This window comes from Mycobacterium sp. NTMscope_MAC_12, from assembly GCF_976985675.1.
Window position 1 is genome coordinate 4,892,944 of the sequence record NZ_CDRJYY010000001.1, and the last position, 21,117, is coordinate 4,914,060.

23 protein-coding genes are annotated in these 21,117 nt (G+C 70.2%); 10 read left to right on the forward strand and 13 right to left on the reverse strand.

The window, feature by feature from the left end; genetic code table 11:
- Positions 1–70: 70 nt before the first annotated feature.
- Genes AC0KS4_RS22705 through AC0KS4_RS22715 form a run of 3 tightly spaced genes read left to right on the forward strand, consistent with a single transcriptional unit; the run spans position 71 to position 3,299 of the window.
- Positions 71–415, forward strand: a complete 345-nt coding sequence (locus tag AC0KS4_RS22705; RefSeq protein WP_225330014.1) for a DUF732 domain-containing protein — start codon at positions 71–73, stop codon at positions 413–415.
- A 44-nt stretch (positions 416–459) separates the two neighbouring features.
- On the forward strand, positions 460–1,863 hold the full coding sequence (locus AC0KS4_RS22710) for a mannitol dehydrogenase family protein (protein WP_238957028.1): 1,404 nt from the start codon (positions 460–462) through the stop codon (positions 1,861–1,863).
- Positions 1,860–3,299, forward strand: a complete 1,440-nt coding sequence (locus AC0KS4_RS22715; RefSeq protein WP_238957029.1) for an FGGY family carbohydrate kinase — start codon at positions 1,860–1,862, stop codon at positions 3,297–3,299. Before AC0KS4_RS22710 ends, AC0KS4_RS22715 begins: the two co-directional genes overlap by 4 nt.
- On the opposite strand, the gene AC0KS4_RS22720 is transcribed toward AC0KS4_RS22715, so the two are convergent.
- Positions 3,235–4,743 carry a bifunctional phosphatase PAP2/diacylglycerol kinase family protein gene (locus tag AC0KS4_RS22720; protein ID WP_238957030.1) on the reverse strand — a complete coding sequence of 503 codons (1,509 nt, stop codon included), beginning with the start codon at positions 4,741–4,743 and terminating at the stop codon, positions 3,235–3,237. The two genes, AC0KS4_RS22715 and AC0KS4_RS22720, sit on opposite strands and share 65 nt — an antisense overlap.
- Before the next feature lie 41 nt (positions 4,744–4,784).
- Here AC0KS4_RS22720 and AC0KS4_RS22725 point away from each other — a divergent pair, with 41 nt between their 5' ends.
- Positions 4,785–5,558: a hypothetical protein gene (locus tag AC0KS4_RS22725; RefSeq protein WP_238957031.1), complete on the forward strand. Its 774-nt coding sequence runs from the start codon at positions 4,785–4,787 to the stop codon at positions 5,556–5,558.
- Here AC0KS4_RS22725 and AC0KS4_RS22730 read toward each other — a convergent pair.
- From AC0KS4_RS22730 to AC0KS4_RS22740, 3 genes are all read right to left on the reverse strand, one after another.
- Positions 5,546–6,217: a GAP family protein gene (locus AC0KS4_RS22730; RefSeq protein ID WP_225330018.1), complete on the reverse strand. Its 672-nt coding sequence runs from the start codon at positions 6,215–6,217 to the stop codon at positions 5,546–5,548. The genes AC0KS4_RS22725 and AC0KS4_RS22730 overlap by 13 nt on opposite strands.
- A gap of 67 nt (positions 6,218–6,284) precedes the next feature.
- Positions 6,285–6,959: a GAP family protein gene (locus AC0KS4_RS22735; RefSeq protein WP_225330019.1), complete on the reverse strand. Its 675-nt coding sequence runs from the start codon at positions 6,957–6,959 to the stop codon at positions 6,285–6,287.
- Positions 6,960–6,989: 30 nt separating this feature from the next.
- Positions 6,990–7,295, reverse strand: a complete 306-nt coding sequence (locus AC0KS4_RS22740; protein ID WP_238957032.1) for a hypothetical protein — start codon at positions 7,293–7,295, stop codon at positions 6,990–6,992.
- Between the two features lie 73 nt (positions 7,296–7,368).
- Here AC0KS4_RS22740 and AC0KS4_RS22745 point away from each other — a divergent pair, with 73 nt between their 5' ends.
- Positions 7,369–8,904 carry a glycosyltransferase family 39 protein gene (locus tag AC0KS4_RS22745; RefSeq protein WP_225330021.1) on the forward strand — a complete coding sequence of 512 codons (1,536 nt, stop codon included), beginning with the start codon at positions 7,369–7,371 and terminating at the stop codon, positions 8,902–8,904.
- A gap of 3 nt (positions 8,905–8,907) precedes the next feature.
- Here AC0KS4_RS22745 and AC0KS4_RS22750 read toward each other — a convergent pair whose 3' ends face one another.
- Together AC0KS4_RS22750 and AC0KS4_RS22755 are read right to left on the reverse strand one after the other, a co-directional pair.
- Positions 8,908–9,735, reverse strand: a complete 828-nt coding sequence (locus tag AC0KS4_RS22750) for a glycoside hydrolase family 16 protein (RefSeq protein ID WP_225330022.1) — start codon at positions 9,733–9,735, stop codon at positions 8,908–8,910.
- Positions 9,736–9,851: 116 nt separating this feature from the next.
- Positions 9,852–10,871 (reverse strand): NADP-dependent oxidoreductase, encoded by a 1,020-nt coding sequence (locus tag AC0KS4_RS22755; protein WP_225330023.1) that lies wholly within the window; start codon positions 10,869–10,871, stop codon positions 9,852–9,854.
- A gap of 57 nt (positions 10,872–10,928) precedes the next feature.
- Here AC0KS4_RS22755 and AC0KS4_RS22760 point away from each other — a divergent pair, with 57 nt between their 5' ends.
- Entirely contained in the window at positions 10,929–11,579 is a 651-nt protein-coding gene (locus tag AC0KS4_RS22760; protein ID WP_225330024.1) for a DUF3060 domain-containing protein, read from the forward strand.
- 14 nt (positions 11,580–11,593) lie between these two features.
- On the opposite strand, the gene AC0KS4_RS22765 is transcribed toward AC0KS4_RS22760, so the two are convergent.
- The 4 genes from AC0KS4_RS22765 to AC0KS4_RS22780 all read right to left on the reverse strand — a co-directional run bounded on the left by AC0KS4_RS22765 (position 11,594) and on the right by AC0KS4_RS22780 (position 16,921).
- Positions 11,594–11,980, reverse strand: a complete 387-nt coding sequence (locus tag AC0KS4_RS22765) for a hypothetical protein (protein WP_225330025.1) — start codon at positions 11,978–11,980, stop codon at positions 11,594–11,596.
- A gap of 66 nt (positions 11,981–12,046) precedes the next feature.
- Positions 12,047–13,420, reverse strand: a complete 1,374-nt coding sequence (locus AC0KS4_RS22770) for a DUF7159 family protein (RefSeq protein WP_238957033.1) — start codon at positions 13,418–13,420, stop codon at positions 12,047–12,049.
- A 131-nt stretch (positions 13,421–13,551) separates the two neighbouring features.
- On the reverse strand, positions 13,552–15,537 hold the full coding sequence (locus AC0KS4_RS22775; protein WP_225341305.1) for an Hsp70 family protein: 1,986 nt from the start codon (positions 15,535–15,537) through the stop codon (positions 13,552–13,554).
- Between the two features lie 154 nt (positions 15,538–15,691).
- Positions 15,692–16,921 (reverse strand): hypothetical protein, encoded by a 1,230-nt coding sequence (locus AC0KS4_RS22780; RefSeq protein WP_225330324.1) that lies wholly within the window; start codon positions 16,919–16,921, stop codon positions 15,692–15,694.
- A gap of 38 nt (positions 16,922–16,959) precedes the next feature.
- Here AC0KS4_RS22780 and AC0KS4_RS22785 point away from each other — a divergent pair, with 38 nt between their 5' ends.
- Both AC0KS4_RS22785 and AC0KS4_RS22790 read left to right on the forward strand, forming a co-directional pair.
- Positions 16,960–17,592: a TetR/AcrR family transcriptional regulator gene (locus AC0KS4_RS22785; protein WP_225330325.1), complete on the forward strand. Its 633-nt coding sequence runs from the start codon at positions 16,960–16,962 to the stop codon at positions 17,590–17,592.
- Positions 17,593–17,632: 40 nt separating this feature from the next.
- Positions 17,633–18,127 (forward strand): nuclear transport factor 2 family protein, encoded by a 495-nt coding sequence (locus AC0KS4_RS22790; protein WP_225330326.1) that lies wholly within the window; start codon positions 17,633–17,635, stop codon positions 18,125–18,127.
- Positions 18,128–18,131: 4 nt separating this feature from the next.
- Here the strand turns inward: AC0KS4_RS22790 and AC0KS4_RS22795 are convergent, their stop codons facing one another.
- A complete protein-coding gene (locus AC0KS4_RS22795) occupies positions 18,132–18,791 on the reverse strand; it encodes a L,D-transpeptidase family protein (RefSeq protein ID WP_225330327.1) in 660 nt (219 codons plus the stop codon).
- A gap of 98 nt (positions 18,792–18,889) precedes the next feature.
- On the reverse strand, positions 18,890–19,534 hold the full coding sequence (locus tag AC0KS4_RS22800) for a phosphatase PAP2 family protein (RefSeq protein ID WP_238957034.1): 645 nt from the start codon (positions 19,532–19,534) through the stop codon (positions 18,890–18,892).
- A gap of 79 nt (positions 19,535–19,613) precedes the next feature.
- On the opposite strand from AC0KS4_RS22800, the gene AC0KS4_RS22805 reads away from it, so the two are divergent.
- A complete protein-coding gene (locus AC0KS4_RS22805) occupies positions 19,614–20,096 on the forward strand; it encodes a hypothetical protein (RefSeq protein WP_225330329.1) in 483 nt (160 codons plus the stop codon).
- Here the strand turns inward: AC0KS4_RS22805 and AC0KS4_RS22810 are convergent.
- Positions 20,080–20,364 (reverse strand): hypothetical protein, encoded by a 285-nt coding sequence (locus tag AC0KS4_RS22810; protein WP_225330330.1) that lies wholly within the window; start codon positions 20,362–20,364, stop codon positions 20,080–20,082. The two genes, AC0KS4_RS22805 and AC0KS4_RS22810, sit on opposite strands and share 17 nt — an antisense overlap.
- A gap of 49 nt (positions 20,365–20,413) precedes the next feature.
- Here AC0KS4_RS22810 and bluB point away from each other — a divergent pair, with 49 nt between their 5' ends.
- On the forward strand, positions 20,414–21,082 hold the full coding sequence (bluB, locus tag AC0KS4_RS22815; protein ID WP_472408532.1) for a 5,6-dimethylbenzimidazole synthase: 669 nt from the start codon (positions 20,414–20,416) through the stop codon (positions 21,080–21,082).
- Positions 21,083–21,117: the final 35 nt, after the last annotated feature.

The following is a 21,117-nucleotide window of genomic DNA, read 5'->3' on the forward strand; positions in this document are numbered from 1 at the left end:
CACGGCGGATCATGCACTTTTGTGTAAAGGTGCATCATCGCATCGCGCAGAGACACAAGGAGAAGGTTGGATGGCGGCACGCAGGCGGTACGGCCGGTTGATCGGCGCGGCGCTGACGGCGGGCCCACTTCTGATCCAAGGGATTGTCTGGGCCGGCCCGGCGCGGGCCGACCAGGCCGCCTTTCTCAACGACCTGCACAACGCCGGGATCCACGCCGTCGACGGCGGCGACGACGCGCTGTTGCGGATGGGCGCGGATCTCTGTCAACAGCTTTCGTGGGGCGCTTCCCCGCAGCAGCTGGAGCTGCTGGCCCTGCAGCGCTCCGATGCCGACCAGGGCTCCGGCGGGATCAACGGCCGGCAGGCCGCGGACGTGGTGATCTTCGCCCTGCGCGACCTGTGCCCCAACGCCTAGCAATGAGCTAGTCGCGGCGGAGTCCGCGCTAAGGTGACACTTGAGTGAAGCTGAACGCACGGAACCTGACCGGTCTCGACATCCCCGTCCCGACCTATGACCGCAGCCAAATCGGCATCGGCATAGCGCATTTCGGCGTCGGCGGCTTTCATCGCGCCCACCAGGCCTCCTACATCGACCGTCTGCTCAACGCCGGGCTCGCGCGGGATTGGGGCATCTGCGGTGTGGGCGTGCTGCCGGGTGACCGACAGATGCGCGACGCGCTGCGCAACCAGGACCATCTCTATACGCTGATCCTCGAACACGCCGACGGCACCCGAGAACCCCGCGTCATCGGCTCCATCGTCGACTTCCGTTATGCGCCTGAGGATCCCGATTCGGTCATCGAGCTGCTCGCCGATCCGGCGGTCCGGATCATCTCGCTCACCATCACCGAGGGCGGTTACCAGCCGCCCCTGAGCGCCGTGTTCGGGTTGGTGGCCCAGGCGTGCGAGCGGCGCCGAACGCGCGGCCTGCCCTCGCCGACCATCGTGTCCTGCGACAACATCGTCGGGAACGGGGACGTGGCCCGGCGCGCGTTCACGTCCTACGCGGAGCGGGTCAATCCCGAACTCGCGCAATGGATGCGCGAGAACACGAGATTCCCCAACTCGATGGTCGACCGGATCACGCCGGTGACCACCGCCGACGTGGTGGAGCGGCTGGACTCCGAATTCGGCGTGCGCGACGCGCGGCCCGTCGTGGCCGAGCCGTTCGCCATGTGGGCGATCGAGGACGACTTCGCCGACGGGCGCCCGCCCTTGGGCCGGGCCGGTGTGCAGCTCGTCGACGACGTGGCTCCGTACGAGGCGATGAAGCTGCGGCTGCTCAACGCCGGCCATCAGGGCCTGTGCTATTTCGGGTACCTGGCCGGATACCGGCTGGTGCACGAGGCCGCCCAGGATCCGGTGATCGCCGAATTCCTTGACCGCTACCTGGATTCGGAGGCGATGCCGACGCTGACACGCATCCCGGGTCTGGCCGAGTTCCGCGACCAGCTCCTCCCCCGCTTCGCCAACGCTTACGTGCGCGACACGATCGCCCGGCTGTGCGCCGACTCTTCGGACCGCATCCCGAAATGGCTGCTGCCGGTCGTGCACGACAATCTGCGCTCCGGCGGCCCGGTGCGGCTCTCGGCGGCGATCGTCGCGAGCTGGGCGCGGTATGCCGAGGGCGTCGACGAGCAGGGCCGACCGATCGAGGTGACCGACCGGCTGGCCGACTCGTTGGTGCCGCTCGCCCGTTCGCAACGCGACGACCCGGACGCATTCCTGGCCAACCGCTCGCTGTTCGGTGACCTCATCGACGCGCCGCGCTTCCGCGAGGCCTACCTGTGGGCACTGGACTGCCTGCACCGGCGCGGCGCGCACGCCACGCTGCGTGCGCTGATCGGGGAGGACGCGCCGTGACGCTGGTCGCCGGGATCGACTCGTCGACCCAGTCCTGCAAGGTGCTGGTGTGTGACGCCGCCACCGGCGCGGTGGTCCGCGAGGGACAGGCCGGCCACCCGGACGGGACCGAAATCGATCCGGCCGCATGGGAATCCGCCGCCCGAGAGGCCATCGCGGCCGCGGGGGGGCTCGACGGCGTCGACGCGCTGTCCGTCGGCGCGCAGCAGCACGGCATGGTGTGCCTGGACGAAGCCGGGCGGGTGGTGCGACCCGCGCTGCTGTGGAACGACGTCCGCTCGGCCGACGCCGCGCACACACTCGTGCGCGAGCTGGGCGGACCGCGCGCCTGGGCCCAAGCCGTGGGCGTCGTGCCGCTGGCCGCGATCACCGTGGCCAAGTTGCGCTGGCTCGCCGACCGCGAGCCGCGGAACGCGGACCGCACCGCGGCGGTCTGCCTGCCCCACGACTGGCTGACGTGGCGGCTGCGCGGTGACACCGACATCGCGGCGCTGACCACCGATCGCAGCGACGCCAGCGGCACCGGCTACTACGACGCCGCAACCGGCGCCTACCGCGTGGACCTGCTGGAGCTGGCGCTGCGCGGCCGCCGTCCGCAGCTGCCCGCCGTGCTGAGCCCGTCGGCCGGAACCATCGGTGGCGCAACCACATTCGGGGCCGGCCTCGGCGACAACGCCGCCGCGGCGCTGGGGCTCGGCGCCGAAGAGGGCGACGTGATCGTCTCGATCGGCACCTCGGGGGTGGTGGCCGCCGTCGCCGCGGATCCGGTCCGCGACGACGCGCGCTACGTCGCCGGATTCGCCGACGGCACCGGGCGCTACCTTCCGCTGGTGTGCACGCTCAACGGCGCGCGGGTCCTGGACGCCGCGGCCGCGATGCTGCGGGTCGACCACGACGAGCTGTCCCGGCTCGCGCTGTCGGCGCCGCCGGGCAGCGAGGGTCTGGTCATGGTTCCCTACCTGGAGGGCGAGCGAACACCCAACCGGCCCAACGCAACCGGGGCGCTGCACGGCCTGCGGGTGTCCAATGCGACCCCGGCGAACCTGGCCAGGGCCGCGGTGGAGGGGCTGCTGTGCTCGCTCGCCGACGGCGTCGCGCATCTGGCCGCGCGCGGCGTCGTCGCGCGCCGCATCCTGCTGGTGGGCGGCGGCGCCCAGTCCAGGGCGCTGCGCGAGATTGCGCCGGCGGTGTTCGGCATGCCGGTGCTGGCGCCCGCGCCCGCGCAGTACGTCGCGGCGGGAGCGGCGCGGCAGGCGGCCTGGGCGTTGAGCGGCTCGGCCCGGCCACCAGCGTGGGATCCGCCGCCGACGCGCGAATACACCGCCGGCCCCTCGCCGGAGGTGGCGGCGCGCTACGCGCGGGTGCGCGACCTCACCGAGGGGGCCGCACGTCGGGAAGCGGACGAAACACCGGAAGGATCCGGTATTTCGCGGTGAAGCGGGCCTGGTCGTATTTGTCGCCGACCTCGCCGTCGCGCGCAACGGCCGTGGGGCCGTCTACCGCGCTGAAGCTGAATTCGGGCACCTGCAGCTCGTGGTAGAGCGGGCTGCGTTCCAGCCGGCCCAGCGCCAGCGCGGTCAGGATCCGGGTCCTGGCCCACGGCCGGCCCGCTTCGAGGATGCGCACATCGATGAGGCCGTCGTCCATGCGGGTCCGCCGCGCGGGCGCGAACCCGGTGGGCAGGTACAGCGAATTGCCCAGGAAGAACAGCGAAGTCAGCAGCGTCTTGTTGTCGTAACAGATGCGCACCGGCTCTTCCTTGCGCAGCGTCCGCAGCATCGCGTAAAGACCGGCCAGCGGCTTGCCGATGCGTTTCTCGAGTTTTTCGCGCCGCCGCACGAACGCCGGGTAGGCGCCGATGCTGGCGGTGTTGAGCACCATCTGAGAGTCGTTGAGGCACACCAGGTCCACGTATGCCACGGTGCCGCGCCGGATCGCGCCGACGGTCTTGGCCACGGTGTCGCAGCCGATGTCCTTGGCGAAGTGGTTGAACGTGCCGGCGGGGAAGACCGCCAGCGGAAGCCCGGCGTCGATGGCCACCCCGGCCGCGGCCGCCACGGTGCCGTCGCCGCCGCCCACCGCGAGCACCTCGGCGCCGGCGGCCGCGCCGCGCAAGACCTCCACGGGGTCGTCGTCGGGACCCAGTTCGCGGATGTCGACCTTCGGCAGCTCGGCGCGCACCTCGTCGACGACGCGGGCCCCGGTGCCGCTGCCCGACTCCGGGTTGATGACCAGGACCACCCCGGCGCCGTCGGGCCGCGGCGGCGCCTCGACGCGCAGCGGTTCCGTTCGCGGGAGCGCGGTTTCGACGATCGGCGGCACGAGCCGGCCACCGAGCACGGCCAGGCCGGACCCGATCCCGAATCCGGCGATGACGTCGCCCGGGTAGTGCGCGCCGGTCGCCACCCGCGACAGGCCCACCAGGCCGGCCAGCAGCGCCAGCCCGAAGCCCAGCGGCGGGTTCTCCAGGCCCACCCCGACGGCGAACGCGGCCGCGCTGGCCGAATGCCCCGACGGCAGTGAATTCGACGTCGGGCGGCGGCGAACCTGCCGGACCAGGGGCACCAAGTCGTAGCCGGGGCGTGGGCGCCGCCGGATGCGCTTGGCGAACTGGTTGGTGACCAGGCTGGTGGCGGCCAGCGTCACCAGCCCGCGGGTGGCGCCGCGCTGCGCGCTTTGCCTGCCCGTGGCGAGCAGGGCCGCGCCGATGGCCAACCACAGCTTGGAATGGTCGGCCGCGCGGGTCAGCCGCGGCATGACCGTGTCCAGCAGCGGGGTGTCCGTCTCGGCGATCGCGTCGAACAGTTCGCGATCCAGCGTGCCGAGTCCTCGGGTGATCTGTTTGATGCCGCGCGCGCGTCGCCAGGGCCGCCTGTTCATTCGCTCCACCCTAACCATGGGCGACAATCGACCGGAAAGACATGGACGCACAGGGCTATTGCACGAGATGGCGGGAGAACGCCGAACGCCGCGGCGTGCCCCCGCACGCGGTCGCCGAGATCGCCCGCCGTCACGACGTCACGCGCGCCAGCTTCGCGGTCCTCGCGAGGATGCAAGAGATCGAGGACCCGGCCGGCCAATCCTTCTTCCTGCTGCCGCCCGGCGCCCGCGGGGGCGACGCCCGCACGGCGGCGCTGATGACCTACATTCTCAACGCCGGCACCGACTACGGCGCGCCGGGAACGCGGCCCACCGACTTCCCGGCCACCCCCCACTGCGCCGCCGAGGTGACGCGAATCCGCCTGCGGCAGCAGGCAAACCGCTGGAGCTACACCCGCGACGTCCCCTTCGTGCACCGCAACGGGGGTCGCCTGGTCACCACACCCAACGGCATGCTGATGGGGCTGGGCGGCAACTGGATCCAGCGGCTGTTCAGCCAGCGGGGCGGCACCACCTGGGGCGACATCTTCATGGTGAACCTGGGCCGTCTCAGCGACCCGGCTGAGCAGCTGCGCCGGATCGTCGTTTCCGGGCACACCTGGTGCCTCGACGGCGACGGCGCGCCGCGCTGCACCCGCCTGGATCTGGACCGCGTGCTGCACCACGAAGAACGGCACGCGCAGCAATGGGCGGACCGCGGCTACCTGGGCATGCTCGCCGGCTACGGCCGAGAGCTGTTCCGCGAGTTTGCCTTTGGGGCGACCAACAGGCTCGAAGCCGACGCCGGCCTGGCCGACGGCGGCTACAGGGCGTGAAGCCCGTGGTAGAGCACCATCGCGCCGATCACCACCAAGACGGCCGCGAGCAGCGCAGCGTTGTTGCGGTCCATCCAGTCCTTGAGGCGCGCCAGCGTGTCGTCGAGGCGGCTGCCGGCGGCCACGTAGGCCAGGATCGGGATCGCGACGCTCGACGCCGCAATGGCGACGAAGAACGCGGCGGCCGCCCAATCGCCGGCGGCGCCGAGCCCGCTGGTGCCGATCCCCAATCCGGCCGGGACGCAGATGAGCGCCACATCCGGGCGCACCAGGGCCAGCACCGCGCCGGTGATCCCGGCGCGGGCAGGGGTGATGTTGGCGAACGAGCGCATCCACGCCGGCGACTCGGCCTGCCCGTGCCGGCGAAGCCACCGGAAAATACCGAACGCGATCAGCGCCGCCCCCAGCACCACCCGCAGCCACGACGACCACCGCGGCGGCTCCTTGTCCAAGCCGCCGAGCAGGCCGGAGGCCGCGACCGCCAGCGCCGTCAGCGCGGCCAGGCTGAGCAGCCAACCACCCAGAAACGCCAGGCTGCTCGGCCGCGGCCGGGGCGCCTGCAGCACCAGGACCGCCGGGATGACCGTCAGCGGCGACAGCGCGATGACCGCTCCGAGCGGGACCAGCCCGGTCAGCACGGTGCCCCAGCTTCCTGCCATGGGCGGCATCCTCCCATTGCCGCGCCGAAGTGACGCCAAAACGCGCCGGAGTCGCCCGAACGCGGGGTCAGACCAGCGCGCGAATCCCGTTGTAGAGCACGATCAACCCGATCAGAAACAGGATCACGGCCAGCATCGCGTCGTGGTTGGCTTCCATCCAGGCCTTGAGGCGTTCCAGGGTTCCCTCGAAGCGGTCACCGGAGCCGGCGTAGGCCAGGATCGGGATGGCCACCGTCGACGCGGCGACGACGACGAAGATCGCGGCGGCGACCACCTCGCCGCCGGCGCTCAGGCTGCTGTTGCCGACGGCCAAACCCGCCGCCGCGCACAGGATGAGCACCTCGGGCCGCAGCGGCACCAGGACCGCCCCCACCACCCCGGCGCGCGCCGGGGAGAGCGTGGAAAACGACCGCATCCAGCGCGGCATGCTGCGGTTGCGGTGCCGGGTGAACCAGTGGAACGCCGCCAGCGCGAGCAGCGCCACCCCGAAGGCCAGGCGCACCCAGGACGCCCATTTCGGCGGGGTCGCGTGGAAACCGCTGAGCGCCTCCGAGCCGGCGACGAACGCCGCGGTGAAGGCGACCAGCCCCACCAGCCAGCCGCCGAGGAAGGCAAGACTGGCCGGGCGCGGCCGGGGCGCGTGCAGCACCAGCACCGCGGGGATGACCGTGATCGGTGACAGCGCGATGACGGCCGCCAACGCGACGAGCTTGCTCAGGACCGAGGCCCAACTTGCGTCCACGGGCAGCAATCATCGCATTGCGCGGTGTGGTCAGGCTTTGCGGCGCAGCGTCCAGGCCGGCACCCAGTGCGTCACGGTTTTGCGCTGCGATCCGTAGGCGACGGGATAGGTGACCAGGCCCCACCAGTCGCCCTGCTCGCACAGGGCCCAGCAGCTCAGCCACCCCTCGACGACCCTGTGCAGTTGCAGGCCGTTGGGCTGATAGCGGCCCGAGCGGTGCGGCTCGCGCGGGAAGAGCACCGTCAGGTCGACCAGCACGGCGATGGGCGGGCGGACCACCCGAAACGGGCTACGGACCGGTTGTCCGTTGTACCCGATCGCGGCGAGCGGTCCCATCGATCGATCATACGTTCGAATCGAAGGGCCGAGCCGGCCGATCGCGCCGGTCCGGTTCTGGCACCATAGCGGTGTGTTCAGCCCCGGCGTGCTTGGCGGCCGCCGACCGGCCGCAGTGGCCGCGCTGGACCCGTTGCTCGTCGCGGCGCTGGCCGTCGCGGTGAGCATGGCCGGGGCCGCCCGGCCCTCGTTCTGGTACGACGAGGCCGCGACCGTCTCGGCCTCCTACAGCCGTTCGCTGGCCCAGATGTGGCACATGCTGGGCAATGTCGATGCCGTCCACGGCCTGTACTACCTGCTCATGCACGGGTGGTTTCAGGTCTTTCCGCCCACCGAGTTCTGGTCCCGCGCGCCCAGTGGCCTGGCGGTGGGGGGCGCGGCCGCCGGCGTCGTCGTGCTGGGCAAGCAGTTCTCGTCGCGGACCGTCGCGGTGGCCTCCGGGGTGTTCTGCGCGATCCTGCCCCGGGCCACGTGGGCGGGCATCGAGGCGCGCCCTTATGCCATGTCGATGATGGCCGCGGTGTGGCTGACCGTCCTGCTCGTGCGCGCCGCGCGCCGCGACTCCCGGTGGCTGTGGCTGTCTTACGGTGTCGCGCTGGCGTTCTCGATCGTGCTCGACGCATACCTCGCACTACTGCTGGCGGCGTACGGCATCTTCATCGGTGCCTTCCATCGCGGCCGAACCGTGTTGGCGCGCTTCGCCATTGCCTCGGCCGCGGCGGTGGGCGCCCTGCTGCCGTTCCTGCTGACGGTCGCCGGTCAGGCGCACCAGATCAGCTGGGTGGCCCCGATCGGTCACCGCACCATCGAAGACGTGGTGATGCAACAGTATTTCGAGCGAAGCCCCCCGTTCGCCATCCTGTCGGCGCTGTTGATCTGCGCGGCGATTGTGTTGTGGCTCAGCGGGTCCGCGCGGTTGGCGCCGTCGGAGCGGCAGCTGTTGGTGCTCGCGGCGGGATGGCTTGCCCTCCCCACCGCCGCGATCGTGACCTATTCGGCGCTGGTGCACTCGATCTACACGCCGCGCTACCTGTGCTTCACCGCGCCGGCGATGGCGCTGGTTCTGGGCGTCTGCGCTGGCGCGGTGGCCGCCAGGCCCTGGGTCACCGCCGCGCTGGTCGGTCTGTTCGCCGTGGCGGCGGCGCCGAATTACGTTCGGGCGCAGCGTAACCCGTACGCCAAATACGGGATGGACTACAGCCAGGTGGCCGACCTGATCACCGCGCAGGCGGCGCCGGGCGATTGCCTGCTGGTCAACGACACGGTGACGTTCATGCCGGCACCCATGCGCCCGCTGCTGGCGGCGCGCCCGGACGCCTATCGCAAGCTGGTCGACCTGACGCTGTGGCAACGCGCGACCGACCGCAACGACGTCTTCGACACCAACCTCATCCCCGAGGTCGTCGCCACGCCGCTCAGCCACTGCGGGGTCGTCTGGATCATCACCCAGGCCGACCCGTCACAGCCGGCGCACGAGCGGGGCGCGGCGCTGCCGCCCGGTCCCCGCTACGGGCCGACCCCGGCGTTCGCGGTGCCGCACGACCTGGGCTTCCGGCTGGTCGAGCGGTGGCAGTTCAACCTGGTTCAGGTGCTCAAAGCCACGAAATGACCGCTACCAGATGCGCAGGTAGTCCACCAGCATGGACGACGGGAAGACACCCGCGGCGGGGTCACCGGCGCCCACCCCGCCGACGGCGAGCGTGAACATCGGCGTCATCCAGTAGCCTGGGTTGTTGAACGGCCACCGGAAGTCGTCGGGGGCGCCGCCGGCGACGTGGATGGGCTTGTTGGGCACCCTGTAGTACTGCGCCCCGTCCCGGAAGAACTCGAATCCCTCTTCGCCCCAATGCATTCGCCACGTGTGCCAGTTGCCGTCGACCAGACCGGGAATCGACCTGCCCTCCCAGGTTTTCCCGTTGGACGCCGCGTGGACCGTGGTGCCGGGGGCCCAGTCGCCGTTGCCGTACCACTCGAAGATGTCGACCTCGCCGTCGGGCAGCGGATCCTCGTTGACACCCCAGAACGACGGCCACAGGCCGGGGAACAAGCAGTCCAGCTTGATCCGCGCCTCCCAGGTCTGGTTGATCACGCTGCGGAAGTTGCCGCGCAGCTTGCCGCTGTAGTAGGTGTTGCTCATCAGATCGTGGGTGGCGCACAGGACGAGGTTGGAATTGCCGTCCTGGTACACGTTTTGGCGATCGTCGCGGTAGATCCCCTCCACGGGCGGGAACACGTCGTCCTGCCAGGTCTGAATCGTCCACTTGCCCGGATCGGGCGCCGAGCCCGCGGGCCCGTCGAACTCGTCGGCGAAGATGTAGGACCCGCCGCCGGCCGACGGCGGCGCCTGCGGCGCCGACGGGGTGGCCCAGGCGCCCGGCAAGCGCATCGCAGCCCCCAGCATGCCGAGCCCCGACATCAACATCATGCTGCGACGATCCATCTACAAACCACCCATCGTTGAAAGCCGGCTCGTCAAACCCGGCGCGATCTCCCCAGGCAACTCTCGCAAACGGTGTTATAACACCACGCGGTGGGGGTGCGCCGCATCCTGCGGCCTCAACACGCGCCGGGTTCGCTGATTTTGACCAGCGTCTTGCCGACGTTGACGCCGGTGAACAGGCCGTTGAGGGCGTCGACACACGACTCGATGCCCTCAAAGATGGTCTGCCGGTGGTGAAGTCGGCCCTGCGCCTCCCAGCCCCGCAGCGCGGCGAACGCCTCGTCGAAGCGGCCCCACTGATCCAGCGCGTTGAAGCCCTGCATGAGCGCGGTCTTCGAGAGCAGGTTCACATAGTTCGCCGGCCCCGGATGCTCCCCGGTCAGGTAGCTGGAGATGACGCCGCACAGCACCACGCGCGCGCGGGAGGCCAGCCGGCCCAGCACGGCGTCGAGGATGGGCCCGCCCACGTTGTCGAAGTAGACGTCGACCCGTTGCGGGCAATGCTTTTTGAGCGCCGCGACGATGTCGTCGTTCTTGTAGTCGATGCACGCGTCAAACCCGAAGTCCTCCACCACCGCCCGGCATTTCTCGGGGCCGCCCGCGATGCCCACCACCCGGGCGCCGGCGATCTTGGCGATTTGGCCGGCCACCGACCCGGTGGCCCCCGCGGCCGCCGACACCACGACCGTCTCCCCGGGCTGCGGTCGGCCGATGTCGGTCATCCCGAAGTAGGCGGTGGCGCCGGTCGGCCCGTACACCGACATGATCGCCAGCTGATCGTCCTCGCCCGGGATCGGCGTGCTGAACAGGTCGTCGCGGATGATCACGTATTCCTGAAACCCGGTCAGCGTGGTGACGACGTCGCCGACGGCGAACGCGTCACAACGCGACGCGACCACCTCGCCGATGCCGGCCGCGCGGATGACCTCACCGAGCTGCACCGGCGGGAGGTAGCTGGGCTGGTCGTCGAGCCAGGTGCGGGCGGCGGCGTCGATGCCGACGTACGTGGTGCGCAGCAGCGCCTCCCCCTCGGCGGGCTCGGGCGCTTCCGCGGTGACCATCTCCGTGTCGTCCGGCCGGACCAGCCCGGACGGGCGGCGACGCAACAACACCTGGCGGTTCGGCAAATTGGGCACGATCCCCAAAACTACCGAACGGGCCGAAAGCACAGAAGCGAATGGCATATTCAATGCATGGCAGCAAACGATGACCCGGAAGAGCGGATCCGGGAACTCGAGCGCCCGCTCGCCGAGTCGGCGTGGGCCTCAGAGCGGGGCAGCGCCCAGCCCGCCGGCCAGGCTCATCCGCCGCCAGCCCCGGGCGCCCCGCCAGCGTGGTCCTACGGCGGACCCATTCCCGGATCGCCCCCGCCGAGCCCGTCGGGCAACCGCGTGTGGTGGATCCTCGGCACCGTCGTCGTGATCGGCGTGATCGCGCTCGCGGGCGGCATCGCGGCCTTTGCCGCACACCAGATTTCCGGGGTGAAGTCGTTCATCACCTCGTCGCCGAGCGTCGCGACGAGTCCCGCCCCGTCGGCCTCGCGGCGAGCAGCGCCGTCGACCCCATCCACTCCGCCGCGGGGCACCCAGCTCAGCGTCGCCGGCATCAACGAGAACCGGACCATCGCCTGCAAGGACAACATCGTCAGCGTCAGCGGCGTTTCCAACACCGTGACGATCACCGGGCATTGCGCCAGCCTGTCGGTCTCCGGCGTGCAGAACGCGATCACCATCGAGGCCGTCGAGGCGATCACCGCGTCAGGCTTCAACAACAAGGTGACCTACCGCTCGGGCACGCCGAAGATCAGCAACTCCGGCGACTCGAACGTCGTCACCCAGGGCTGAGCCGAAAACGACTGCTACGCAGGCTCTTCGGAATCGTCGTCGAGGACGCTGACCGCGATGCCATAGGGCAGGAAACGCACCTTGCGTTTCGGGTCGAGGTTGTCCTTGTTCGCGCGCAACGCGTCGAGTTCGGTCGCATAGACCTGTTCGACGTGCGCGCCGCCGTCGGCGTCGACGGTGTAGATGGCCCACACGCCCTCACCGGCCTCGCCCGCGGTCTCGGGCGCGGGGCGGGGGCGCCGTGAGAAGTCCTCGAAAATCGTCGACCAGCCCGACCGGGCCCCGGGGGCCGCGACGAACCTGCTGACGCGCTCGAACACGTCGCGCAGCCCTTCGCTGCCTTCGCGGATCATGCGATCGAATTCCTCGGGGTCGAATCCGAACCCACCGTGCTCGCCCATCCGACCTCCTCGCCAGCGCGTGCCGTCATTGCCAGTGTGCGCTCAACTCCCCGCCGGTGCCACGTGCTAGGGGCCCGGGGGCGGCGCCGGCGGGGTGATCGGGATCGGCACCGTGACGAACGGGAAGTGCAGGTACATGGTCACAGGCGGTGCGGCCGGCGGCGGCGGTGCGGCCGGCGGCGGGGGTGCGGGGGCCGGGGCGGCGGGCGGGGGCGCCGCCTGCTCGACCGGTTGCGGCACGTACTGCGGTGTCTGCCGGGCCGGGGCGCGGCGGACCGGTGCGGGGGGCGCCGACGTGGCCGTGGTCTGCGGCGCCGGTTGCTGCGCGATGGGGGCGGGCGCGGGCGCGGGGGCGGCCACCTCCGCGGTGGGCGCGGGCGCCGGCGGGGACGTGCTCGGGGCGGGCAGCTGCGCCTGCGGCGGCGTGCTCGGCGGTGCGGCCGGCAGCTGGACGGCGGGCGTGGCGGCGCTGACGCCCGAGTGGCGGCCCTGACCCGTCGGCTGATCCGCCGTCAGCGTCACCAGCACGACGCCGGCGATGACGGCGGCGATGCCGGCCAGGGCGCCGCCGGCCAGCAGCATCGCGCGGCTGCGGCGTGGGGGCTTCTCCTCTTCGTCGGCTTCGTCGGCCAGGGCGCTGTAGGCGCGGAAACCGGTGCCCGTGCCGGCATCGCCCCACACGTCGAGGTAGCCGGGGCTGACCGCCGGCGGGCTGAATTCCCCGGTGCCCGGGTCCAGCGCGTAGGCCAGGGCCGCCGTCGACGACGCGAACAGCGGCGCGTTCGCCGACGCCAGCGCGGCCCCGCGGGCCAGCGCCATGTCCGGCTCCTCGGGGCCCGTCACACGCAGCGAGGTGGCCGCCTCGATCGCGGACTTCAGCGAAACGATGTCGGCTCCGCAGCCGACGATGAACACGCCGTCCGCCCCGGACCCGCCCGCATCAAGGCCGGCGACCATCGTCGCCAACTCTGCGGCCACCGCTGCGCCGTCGGCCGCGCTGATCCGGCGTCGGTGCAGATCGACGATGGAACCGTCGCCGACCTCGACCACGGCCAGCGTCGCGCTTGCGGGCTCGACGAACAGCATCGCGATGCGCTCGTAGGCGAGGGCATAACCGACCGTCTGCGCCAGCGCGGCCGCCGCCAGCAACGGCGCGACCAGCATCACGTTGCCGAGGTCGCTGGCGTTGATCGCCTCGCGCAGCGCGGCGACGTCGGCGGGGTTCGTCCAGGTGACCCCGGTGGAGCTCAGCCGGTGGCCGCCCTCGAACACTCCTTCGCGGGTGCCGCTGAGCGCGTCGATCACCCGACCGACCGCATCGCCGGCGGCGCCAACCTCGAACTCTTCTTGCTCGACGGTCACACCGTCGGCGTCTTGGCCTTCGATCGCTACCAGGCGGACCGTCCTGGGAGCCATCGACACCCCAAGCACAATGTCCACGTAACGCCTCCAAGGTCTTTCGAACGCCCCCTCGACGAGGGCATGACGGGAAACCCCGTCCGAACTTGGTGACACAAACGTTACCCGCCCGGGCGTGACCGCGCAGACGGACTGCCTAAGCAGGAAGGACGCTAATAACCCGGGCCGAAGTAGGGATTCTGGGAGCTCCCCGGATACTGCGGATACTCGTTCCCCGGATACGGCTGATACTGCGGATACTCGTTCGACGGGTATTGCGGGTACTGCGGGTATTGCGGAGTCGCGGGAGCCTGCTTCTGCGGAACCTGGATCGGTATCGGCACCGGCAGCAGCGGGACGTGGATCCACTCCGTCGTCATCGGCACCGTCGTCGTGGTGCTGGTGGTGACCGGCGCCTCACTCGTGACAGGCGGCGGCGGTGTCGTCGTGGCCGTCGGTGGGGGCGGCACCGTGGTGGTGACCGTCGGCTGCGGCGGCGCGGTCGTCGTCGGCGGCGCCGTGTGCCGCGGGGTGTAGACCGGCGCCGGCGGCGCGGTGGTCACCACGACCGGAGGCGGTGGCGGTGGCGACGGCGGCGGGGGCGGCGGTTCGGGCGGCGGCGCCGGACTGGGGATGGGTTGCGCACTCGGCGGCGGGGGCGGCGGCACCGCGGTGGGCGGCGGGGCGGCCGGAGGTGGCGCCGCGGGCTTGACCGACGGCGCCGCCGGTGGCGCGACCGAGGGCGCGGGCGGGGCCTGACGGTTTTCGATCCCGGTCAGCGTGTAGGCCACGCCGCCGACGGCGGTCATGGCGACCACCGCCGACATCCCGATGATCAACTGGGAGAACCGAAGGCGCCGCCACGGCCGGCGTTCCCGGGGTGGGTCGATGACGTTGAGCCGCATCGACCAGCCGGCCGGACCGTCCTCGTCGTAGGTTTCGCCGCCGAATCGCATCCGCAGGTCGCCGGGGTCGTCGGTCTGCGACCACGCCAGCTCGCGATCCGTGAGCGCCTCGTCGTCGATCACCAGCACATCGCCGGCGCCGAGGTCCACGACGTCGCCGGCGGCGTCGGCCGCCGCGAGCAGCCCGATCGATGTGCGGGTCCGCAGATCCAGCTCCTCCCCGCGGGAAGCCAGGATCAGCGCCCCGGAGGCCGCCGCGAAAGCCGGTTGCGACGGGGTCAGGATCGGCGTGCGTCCGTGCATCGAAAGCCGTTCGGTCACAAGCGGAATGCGCGCGCCGCCGCCGACCGTGACCACCGCCACGAGGTCCGACCAGTTCTTGCGGTAGCGCACCAGCATGTCGTCGAAGGCATAGATGAAGCCGGTCAGCCGATCCTGGATCAGCTCTTCGAGGTCATCCTGCGTCACCGTCAGGCTGCAACTGCGCCCGCCCAGCTCGGCGACGATGTCGGTGGCCATCTCGACCGACAGCCGCTCCTTGGCCGCGCGGCACTGTTCCCTGAGTTCGCCGAGCTGGCCGACGCCGGCGGTGCTGCCCGGGTCCAGGCCGCTGCCGTGGCCCAGCTCCTCGAAGGCGCGCAGCTGCAACTCCTGGTCGATCTCCTCTCCGGACAACGCGGCGTACCGCATTGTGGCGCTGACGAGTTCGAAGTCACCGGCGACGTTCACCAGCGTGGCCGACGTGCCGCTGCCGCCGAAGTCGAGCAGTCCGACCACGCCCTCGTCGGGCAGGCCGAGCTCGGATTTCACCGCGGTCAACGACGCGATCGCATCCGAGACCAGGCAGGGCGCCATCCCGCTTCGGACGAAACCCACATGGGTGCGCAAGGCGTCGCGCAGCGACTGCACCGTGCTGGGTTTCCAATGCGCGGGAACGGCGATGGAGATCTCCGAAGACGCCGCATCCGCGCCGGCGGCGAGCACCATCGCGTCCAGGGCCTCCACCGTCAACAGCTCCGGGTCATGCGCAGAACCGTCGGGCGAGACCAGCGCGACCGAATCCCCGATGCGCTCGATGAAGTTCTTCATCGGCACGCCCGGCTCGGCTAGCGGCGGATTCTCTTCGGGCACACCAATTTTCGGTGCACAGTGCGGATAAAGGGTGAGCACGCACCGGCGGCTAACCGGTGGGCTTCCATTACGCGCAGCGACCAGGTTCGTGGTCCCGATCGACAACCCAAGTGGGTCGTACATAGAGCGAAAACCTTCGTCTATAGGGGTCGGTGGCCAGCGTTAACCATAGCCTCGGACACGCCCAAAGCCGATGCTTCGCAATGTCATTGGTATCCGCTCGATGCGGTTGCGACACCGAAGCGGTACCGAAAACCCCTTGACAAGAAGCCTTTTGTTACAACACGGTCAGCGGCAGCGAACGCCTGGGCTCGAACTGGAAGGTCGTTCCGCCGCTGACCCTGACCACCGAAACCTCTGGCAGTTCCTCGGTAGGCGAGTCGGTTTCGACCAGTTCCGCCGTCCAGTCGGTGGCCGTTCCGCTAACTCGAACCTCGACGCGCGGTTCCACCGCGGTGGCGATCGCCTGCAGCGGCTGCGTGGATTTCGGCGAGCACAGCGAGATCCAGGAGCGGTCGTCATGGGCCGGCGACGGGCGGACGTGCAGCCGGTTGGACTCCGCCTCGGCGACAACGTAGCCCGCGGGGTTCAGCAGCGGGTGCAACTCGAGCACGCGGCGCACGCCGTCGATCCCGCCCGGAAGCTTCAGCGCGCGGTGGATGCGTTCGGCGGCCACGCCCGCGATGCCGATCAGGCCGCGGGTACACACGCCGACGGCTTCCTCGTCGTTGGCGGCACGCGCGGCCACCGCGATCGCGAACGACAGGTACAGCAGGTGCATCTGCAGGCACACCTCATCGGCCATCCGGACCAGCGCCGAATGGGAGAAGGCGGCGAAGTCGAAATCGGACAGCAACGGACCCGAGTAATCCGCCTGCCCCTCGTCCGAGCGATCGATGGGATCGAGTTCCCATGTCGCGGCGCGGGTTTGGCTGACGATGTCCAGGGCCGGGATGGCCTGTGCCTCGGGGTAGGACTCGTCGATGATGACGGTCCACGCGCAGTGCGGATGCCGGTCCGCCGGCGTTCGCGGTGGCCGGTGGATGGGGCGTACCTGCGCGCGCGGGTTGGTCGCGATCGCGGTGGCGTCGAAGGTCGGGTCCTCGATGGTGTGGCACATCCCGAACACGTACTGTTCGCCCATCGGCTCCACGTCGAGCAGGGCGCCGCAGTGGTCGAGCTGGAATTCGCCGTGCCACCGGTCGTGGACGGTGTAGCGGAAGTCCATGAATTGCGGTGGCGCGCCGATATCGAGCTGCAGGCCCTTGAAAATCGTTGGCACGTCGTTGCCCTCGTAGTTCAGCGCTTTCTGCATGCGCCTGGTGTAGATCGGGCTGGCGCCCGCCCATTCCTCGATGGCGATCTGCACCATCTCGTCGCGACCGAACGAGGAAATGCACCAGGCCATCCCGGACCGGTCGATCAGCTGTCCGATCAGCAGCAGTTCGGGAACCAGAACGACGAGCTCGTCGCGGGACAATTGCGCGTATCGCGAGGGGCTGCTCACGCCCCAAAAATAGACTTGGCTATGTTATAAAGTCAACAATGCCCATTGTTGCTGGCCAGACGCCCGGTCGCCCCGTCGGCCCCACCCGGCGAACCACCGCGCCCCGCAAGCGCGGCGATGACACCCGGGCGAAGATCATCGAGGAGACGGTCCGCTGCATCGTGGAGGAGGGATTCTCCGCCGCCACGGCCAAGCACGTCGCCGAACGCGCGGGCGTGACGTGGGGGGTGATCCAGTACCACTTCGGGGACCGCAACGGCCTGCTGATGGCCGTGGTGGACGACGGGGTGGCCCGGCTGGTGGACAGCCTGTCGTCGGCCGACGTCAGCGAGCTACCGCTGCGGAGGCGCATCGAGGTCGTCGTCGACACCGCCTGGAGCTGCTACAGCAGCCCGACGTCGATGGCCGCCTTCGAAATCCTGCGCGAGACGCGCGGCGGCCCCGACCCGTCGTCGCGGCGACACCTGCTCGACATGAACACCGCGATCGGCCAACTGGGGCGGTTGATCACCACCGAGCCCGCGCATGCCGGTGTGGCCGAAGTCATTTGGGCCACGCTGCGCGGTGTGGTGCTGGCGCAGATGGTCACCGGCACCGCCGTCGATTGGAGCCTGGAGCGGCGGGCCCTCATCGACATGGTCACCACCTACCTCGCCGACCGCGACACTTGACCCGCCGGCTCTTCGATGCGAAAGCGAACGGCTCACCAGCGTGTGCTGCAATGACGGGATGACCCTCGACGATCTGGCCGATATCGAAGCGATCAAGCAAGTCAAATACCGGTATCTGCGCGCGCTGGACACCAAGCATTGGGATGACTTCGCCGACACCCTGGCTGAGGACATCAAGGCCGATTACGGGCCCTCGATCGGCAACGAGCTGCACTTCACCAATCGCGCCGACTTGGTGGAGTACATGCGGACGTCGCTGCCGGCGAACGTCATCACCGAACACCGGGTGACGCATCCGGACATCACCGTCACCGGCGACACCGCCACGGGCAGTTGGTATCTGCAGGACCGGGTGATGGTCGCCGATCTCAACTTCATGTTGATCGGGGCGGCCTTCTACCGCGACACCTACCGCCGCACGGATGCCGGCTGGAAGATCAGCGGCACCGGCTACGACCGAACCTATGACGCCACAATGTCTTTGGAGGGCATGAACTTCACGCTCAAGCCCGGTCGCGCGGTCGCCACCGACTGAGGCGCTACTTCGTGATGGCGATGACCGCGCCGGGCCGCAGCCATTTCATGATCGACACCAGCTGAGCGTCGTCGACGGCCACGCATCCCTCGGTGGGTTTGCCGTCGGTGGTGTGGAAGAAGAACGCCGCACCCCCGCCCGGTGTCTTGTTCTTGTTGACACCCATCACGACCGCGTGCTTGTACTGCGGGATTTGCAGGTTCTCGCTTTCGGCGGTGTTGAACGGGCACTGGGCCTTCTGGCACACCTGCATCGAGTTGAACGTGGCGCTGTGGTCGTCGCCGCTCCACCAATAGTTGGGCCCGGACACCTGTGTGTAGGGCAGCCCGGTGCCGGGGTTCGGCGCGGTGCCGAAGGCGGAGTCCAGGGTGTAGACGCCCATCGGGGTGGCCGGAACGCCGCTCTTGGCCTGCGGCGCCATCCCCGCCGAGCCGACGTGGGTGGGGATGCCGGAACGCAGCGACTGCCAGCCGGTGCCGGTGCGCTGGAAGATCTCCATCGCCGCGTTCGAGCCGCCGGTGCTGACCACCGAAACCACCTGTGTCGCATTGCCGACCGCGTTCGCGAACCAGGGAGCGCCGGCGGCCGCGCTGATCGGCGCGAGCACCACCGAGGCGAATATCACGCACGCCGCAGCGCACAGTGACGTGAGCAGTCGGTGCATGCACTCCATCGTCCGACCCGCGCGTCCTTAGGGTCAAGTAAAGCTTTAGCCGCAGTTAGGTCACCGCGCCGTGACCAAATGCCCACCGCGACAGGGCTTTAGCTCGAGCGGTCGGGAGCCGGGGGACGAAAAACCCAGAGGCACACCAAAAAATACGGGTATCCCAGCGACCAGCCGGCCAGCACGTCGGACGGGTAATGCACGTTCAGCGCCACCCGCGAGACGCCGACCGCCGGCAGCGCCACCGCCACCGCGGCGACCGCGACGCGGCGCGTCGCGCGGTTCATCATCGGCAGCGCGAATGACAGCATCGCGAGTAGCCCGGCGGTCGCTTCGAGCGCATGACCGGACGGAAACGAGGTGCCGGCCGCCGCGACCAGCATGGTCGGCGGCCGTGGGCGGTTGGCCAGCGCCTTGGCCGCCGCCGTCGCGAACTCGTTGCACGGCGCGCACGCGAGCAACAGCACCAGCGCGGCCCGCAGGCGGCGCATCACCAGGGCGCACACCGTCGCCGCGATCCCCAGCACCGCCAGCGCACCCGGGCCCAGCACGAACGACACCGATTCGGCGAACCGCAGCCACGACGGGTGCTTGATCGCGAGCGCGCGCGCCGCGTCCAGCAGCGACCAGTCCACGCGGTACAGCCACGTCCACTGCTGGCGGTAGCCCACCCACATGAGCGCGTAGACCGCCGCGGCCAGCGCGGCGATCCCGGCGGCCAGCGGCGTCCTCGGGCGGATCATCACCCACCGATACCAGCACGGCCGCGGCGCCGGCCATGCGCCCGCCCCACGGAGCCGCGCGCGCAGTCATACTGGCGGTATGGCCGTCTTTGTCCGCAGATTGTTCGGCATCGGCAAGCTGCCCGACGAGCTGCACGCCCAGGTCGAATCGGAAGGCCTTACCTACCTTGCCGATTACGTCGCGGTGACCCGGCGATTCAGCGGCACCATCCCCGGGGTGCGGTTGCCGCACGGCGTCGCGAGCTACACGGGGTCGGTGGCGTTCACCTCGGAGCGGGTGCTGGCGACGCTGTCCATGCTGCCGCGGCTGGCCGGGCCGACGGTCAACGTGTGCTGGAACGCGCCGCAGACCGGTGCGGCGAAGGTGGAGATCTCGTCGACCGGCCTGCAGGTCGACGTCGATGTCTCCCGGGTCGACGAAAAATTCAGCGGCGAGTTGTCGCTGCACTACAAGGTCGCGATCCCGGCCGAGGTCCTCGACCGCCTGCCGCGCCGGTCGTTGGCGTTCGACATGCCGCCGGAGTACGTGTTCCGGGCGGTCGGAGTTACCTATAGTCCCTGATCGTGATCCGCGGCCACGGCGGCTGCCGCAGCACCGCCAGGCTGCCGATCACCGCGGCCAGCAGGCCGGTGAGCACCCCGATCAGCGCGAGGCGATTCCCGTCCACGGCCGGCGTCCAGGAGGCCTGGCCGTTGCGGACGGCGAAGACCCCCAGCGGTTTGGCCACCACGATGACGGTGGTGCCGTCGGGGGTCTGATAGGGCTCGCCATAGGTGCGGCCGGCGGCGGGATCGGCGGCGAGCTGCTCGAGTACATCGGACGGCTTCACGGGGACACTCCCTTCAGGACACGGTCCACGCTAATGCGGATTTCCTACGATGGCTGATGTGACCGATGAGGCATTCAGCCCGCAGGAGCGGCGGGCCGTCTATCGCGTCATCGCGGAGCGCCGTGACATGCGCCGGTTCGTTCCCGGCGCGGCGGTGGACGAGGAGGTGCTGGCGCGCCTGCTGGAGGCCGCGCACGCGGCGCCCAGCGTGGGGCTGATGCAGCCGTGGCGGTTCATCCGGATCACCGACCCGGCGCTGCGGCGCCGGATCCACGCACTCGTCGACGAGGAACGCCCGCGCACCGCTGCCGCGCTGGGCGAGCGGGCCGACGAATTCCTGGCGCTCAAGGTGGAGGGCATCCTCGATTGCGCCGAACTTTTCGTGGTGGCGCTGGGCGACGACCGTGACAAGCACGTGTTCGGGCGGCGGACCCTGCCGCAGATGGACCTGGCGTCGGTGTCGTGCGCCATCCAGAATCTGTGGCTGGCAGCGCGTTCCGAAGGCCTCGGCATGGGTTGGGTGTCGCTGTTCGATCCGCGGCGGCTGGCCTCGCTGCTGGACATGCCGGACGGCGCGGAGCCGGTGGCCATCCTGTGCCTGGGGCCGGTGCCCGCATTCCCCGACCGGCCGGCGCTCGAACTGGACGGCTGGGCGGTGGCGCGGCCGCTGTCGGAGTTCGTCTGCGAGAACCGATGGGGCCGCCTCCTGTCACCCTGACTCGCCGACGCGGCGGGGATCGTCGCAGGCCGTTG

Excerpts from the sequence above, each read along its gene's own strand:
- AC0KS4_RS22705 (WP_225330014.1), top strand. The coding sequence starts at position 71 with ATGGCGGCACGCAGGCGGTACGGCCGGTTGATCGGCGCGGCGCTGACG.
- AC0KS4_RS22720 (WP_238957030.1), bottom strand. The coding sequence starts at position 4,743 with ATGAACAGGCGGCCCTGGCGACGCGCGCGCGGCATCAAACAGATCACC.
- AC0KS4_RS22725 (WP_238957031.1), top strand. The coding sequence starts at position 4,785 with ATGGACGCACAGGGCTATTGCACGAGATGGCGGGAGAACGCCGAACGC.
- AC0KS4_RS22730 (WP_225330018.1), bottom strand. The coding sequence starts at position 6,217 with ATGGCAGGAAGCTGGGGCACCGTGCTGACCGGGCTGGTCCCGCTCGGA.
- AC0KS4_RS22740 (WP_238957032.1), bottom strand. The coding sequence starts at position 7,295 with ATGGGACCGCTCGCCGCGATCGGGTACAACGGACAACCGGTCCGTAGC.
- AC0KS4_RS22750 (WP_225330022.1), bottom strand. The coding sequence starts at position 9,735 with ATGGATCGTCGCAGCATGATGTTGATGTCGGGGCTCGGCATGCTGGGG.
- AC0KS4_RS22760 (WP_225330024.1), top strand. The coding sequence starts at position 10,929 with ATGGCAGCAAACGATGACCCGGAAGAGCGGATCCGGGAACTCGAGCGC.
- AC0KS4_RS22765 (WP_225330025.1), bottom strand. The coding sequence starts at position 11,980 with ATGGGCGAGCACGGTGGGTTCGGATTCGACCCCGAGGAATTCGATCGC.
- AC0KS4_RS22775 (WP_225341305.1), bottom strand. The coding sequence starts at position 15,537 with ATGTACGACCCACTTGGGTTGTCGATCGGGACCACGAACCTGGTCGCT.
- AC0KS4_RS22785 (WP_225330325.1), top strand. The coding sequence starts at position 16,960 with ATGCCCATTGTTGCTGGCCAGACGCCCGGTCGCCCCGTCGGCCCCACC.
- AC0KS4_RS22795 (WP_225330327.1), bottom strand. The coding sequence starts at position 18,791 with ATGCACCGACTGCTCACGTCACTGTGCGCTGCGGCGTGCGTGATATTC.
- AC0KS4_RS22800 (WP_238957034.1), bottom strand. The coding sequence starts at position 19,534 with ATGATCCGCCCGAGGACGCCGCTGGCCGCCGGGATCGCCGCGCTGGCC.
- AC0KS4_RS22805 (WP_225330329.1), top strand. The coding sequence starts at position 19,614 with ATGGCCGTCTTTGTCCGCAGATTGTTCGGCATCGGCAAGCTGCCCGAC.
- bluB (WP_472408532.1), top strand. The coding sequence starts at position 20,414 with ATGGCTGATGTGACCGATGAGGCATTCAGCCCGCAGGAGCGGCGGGCC.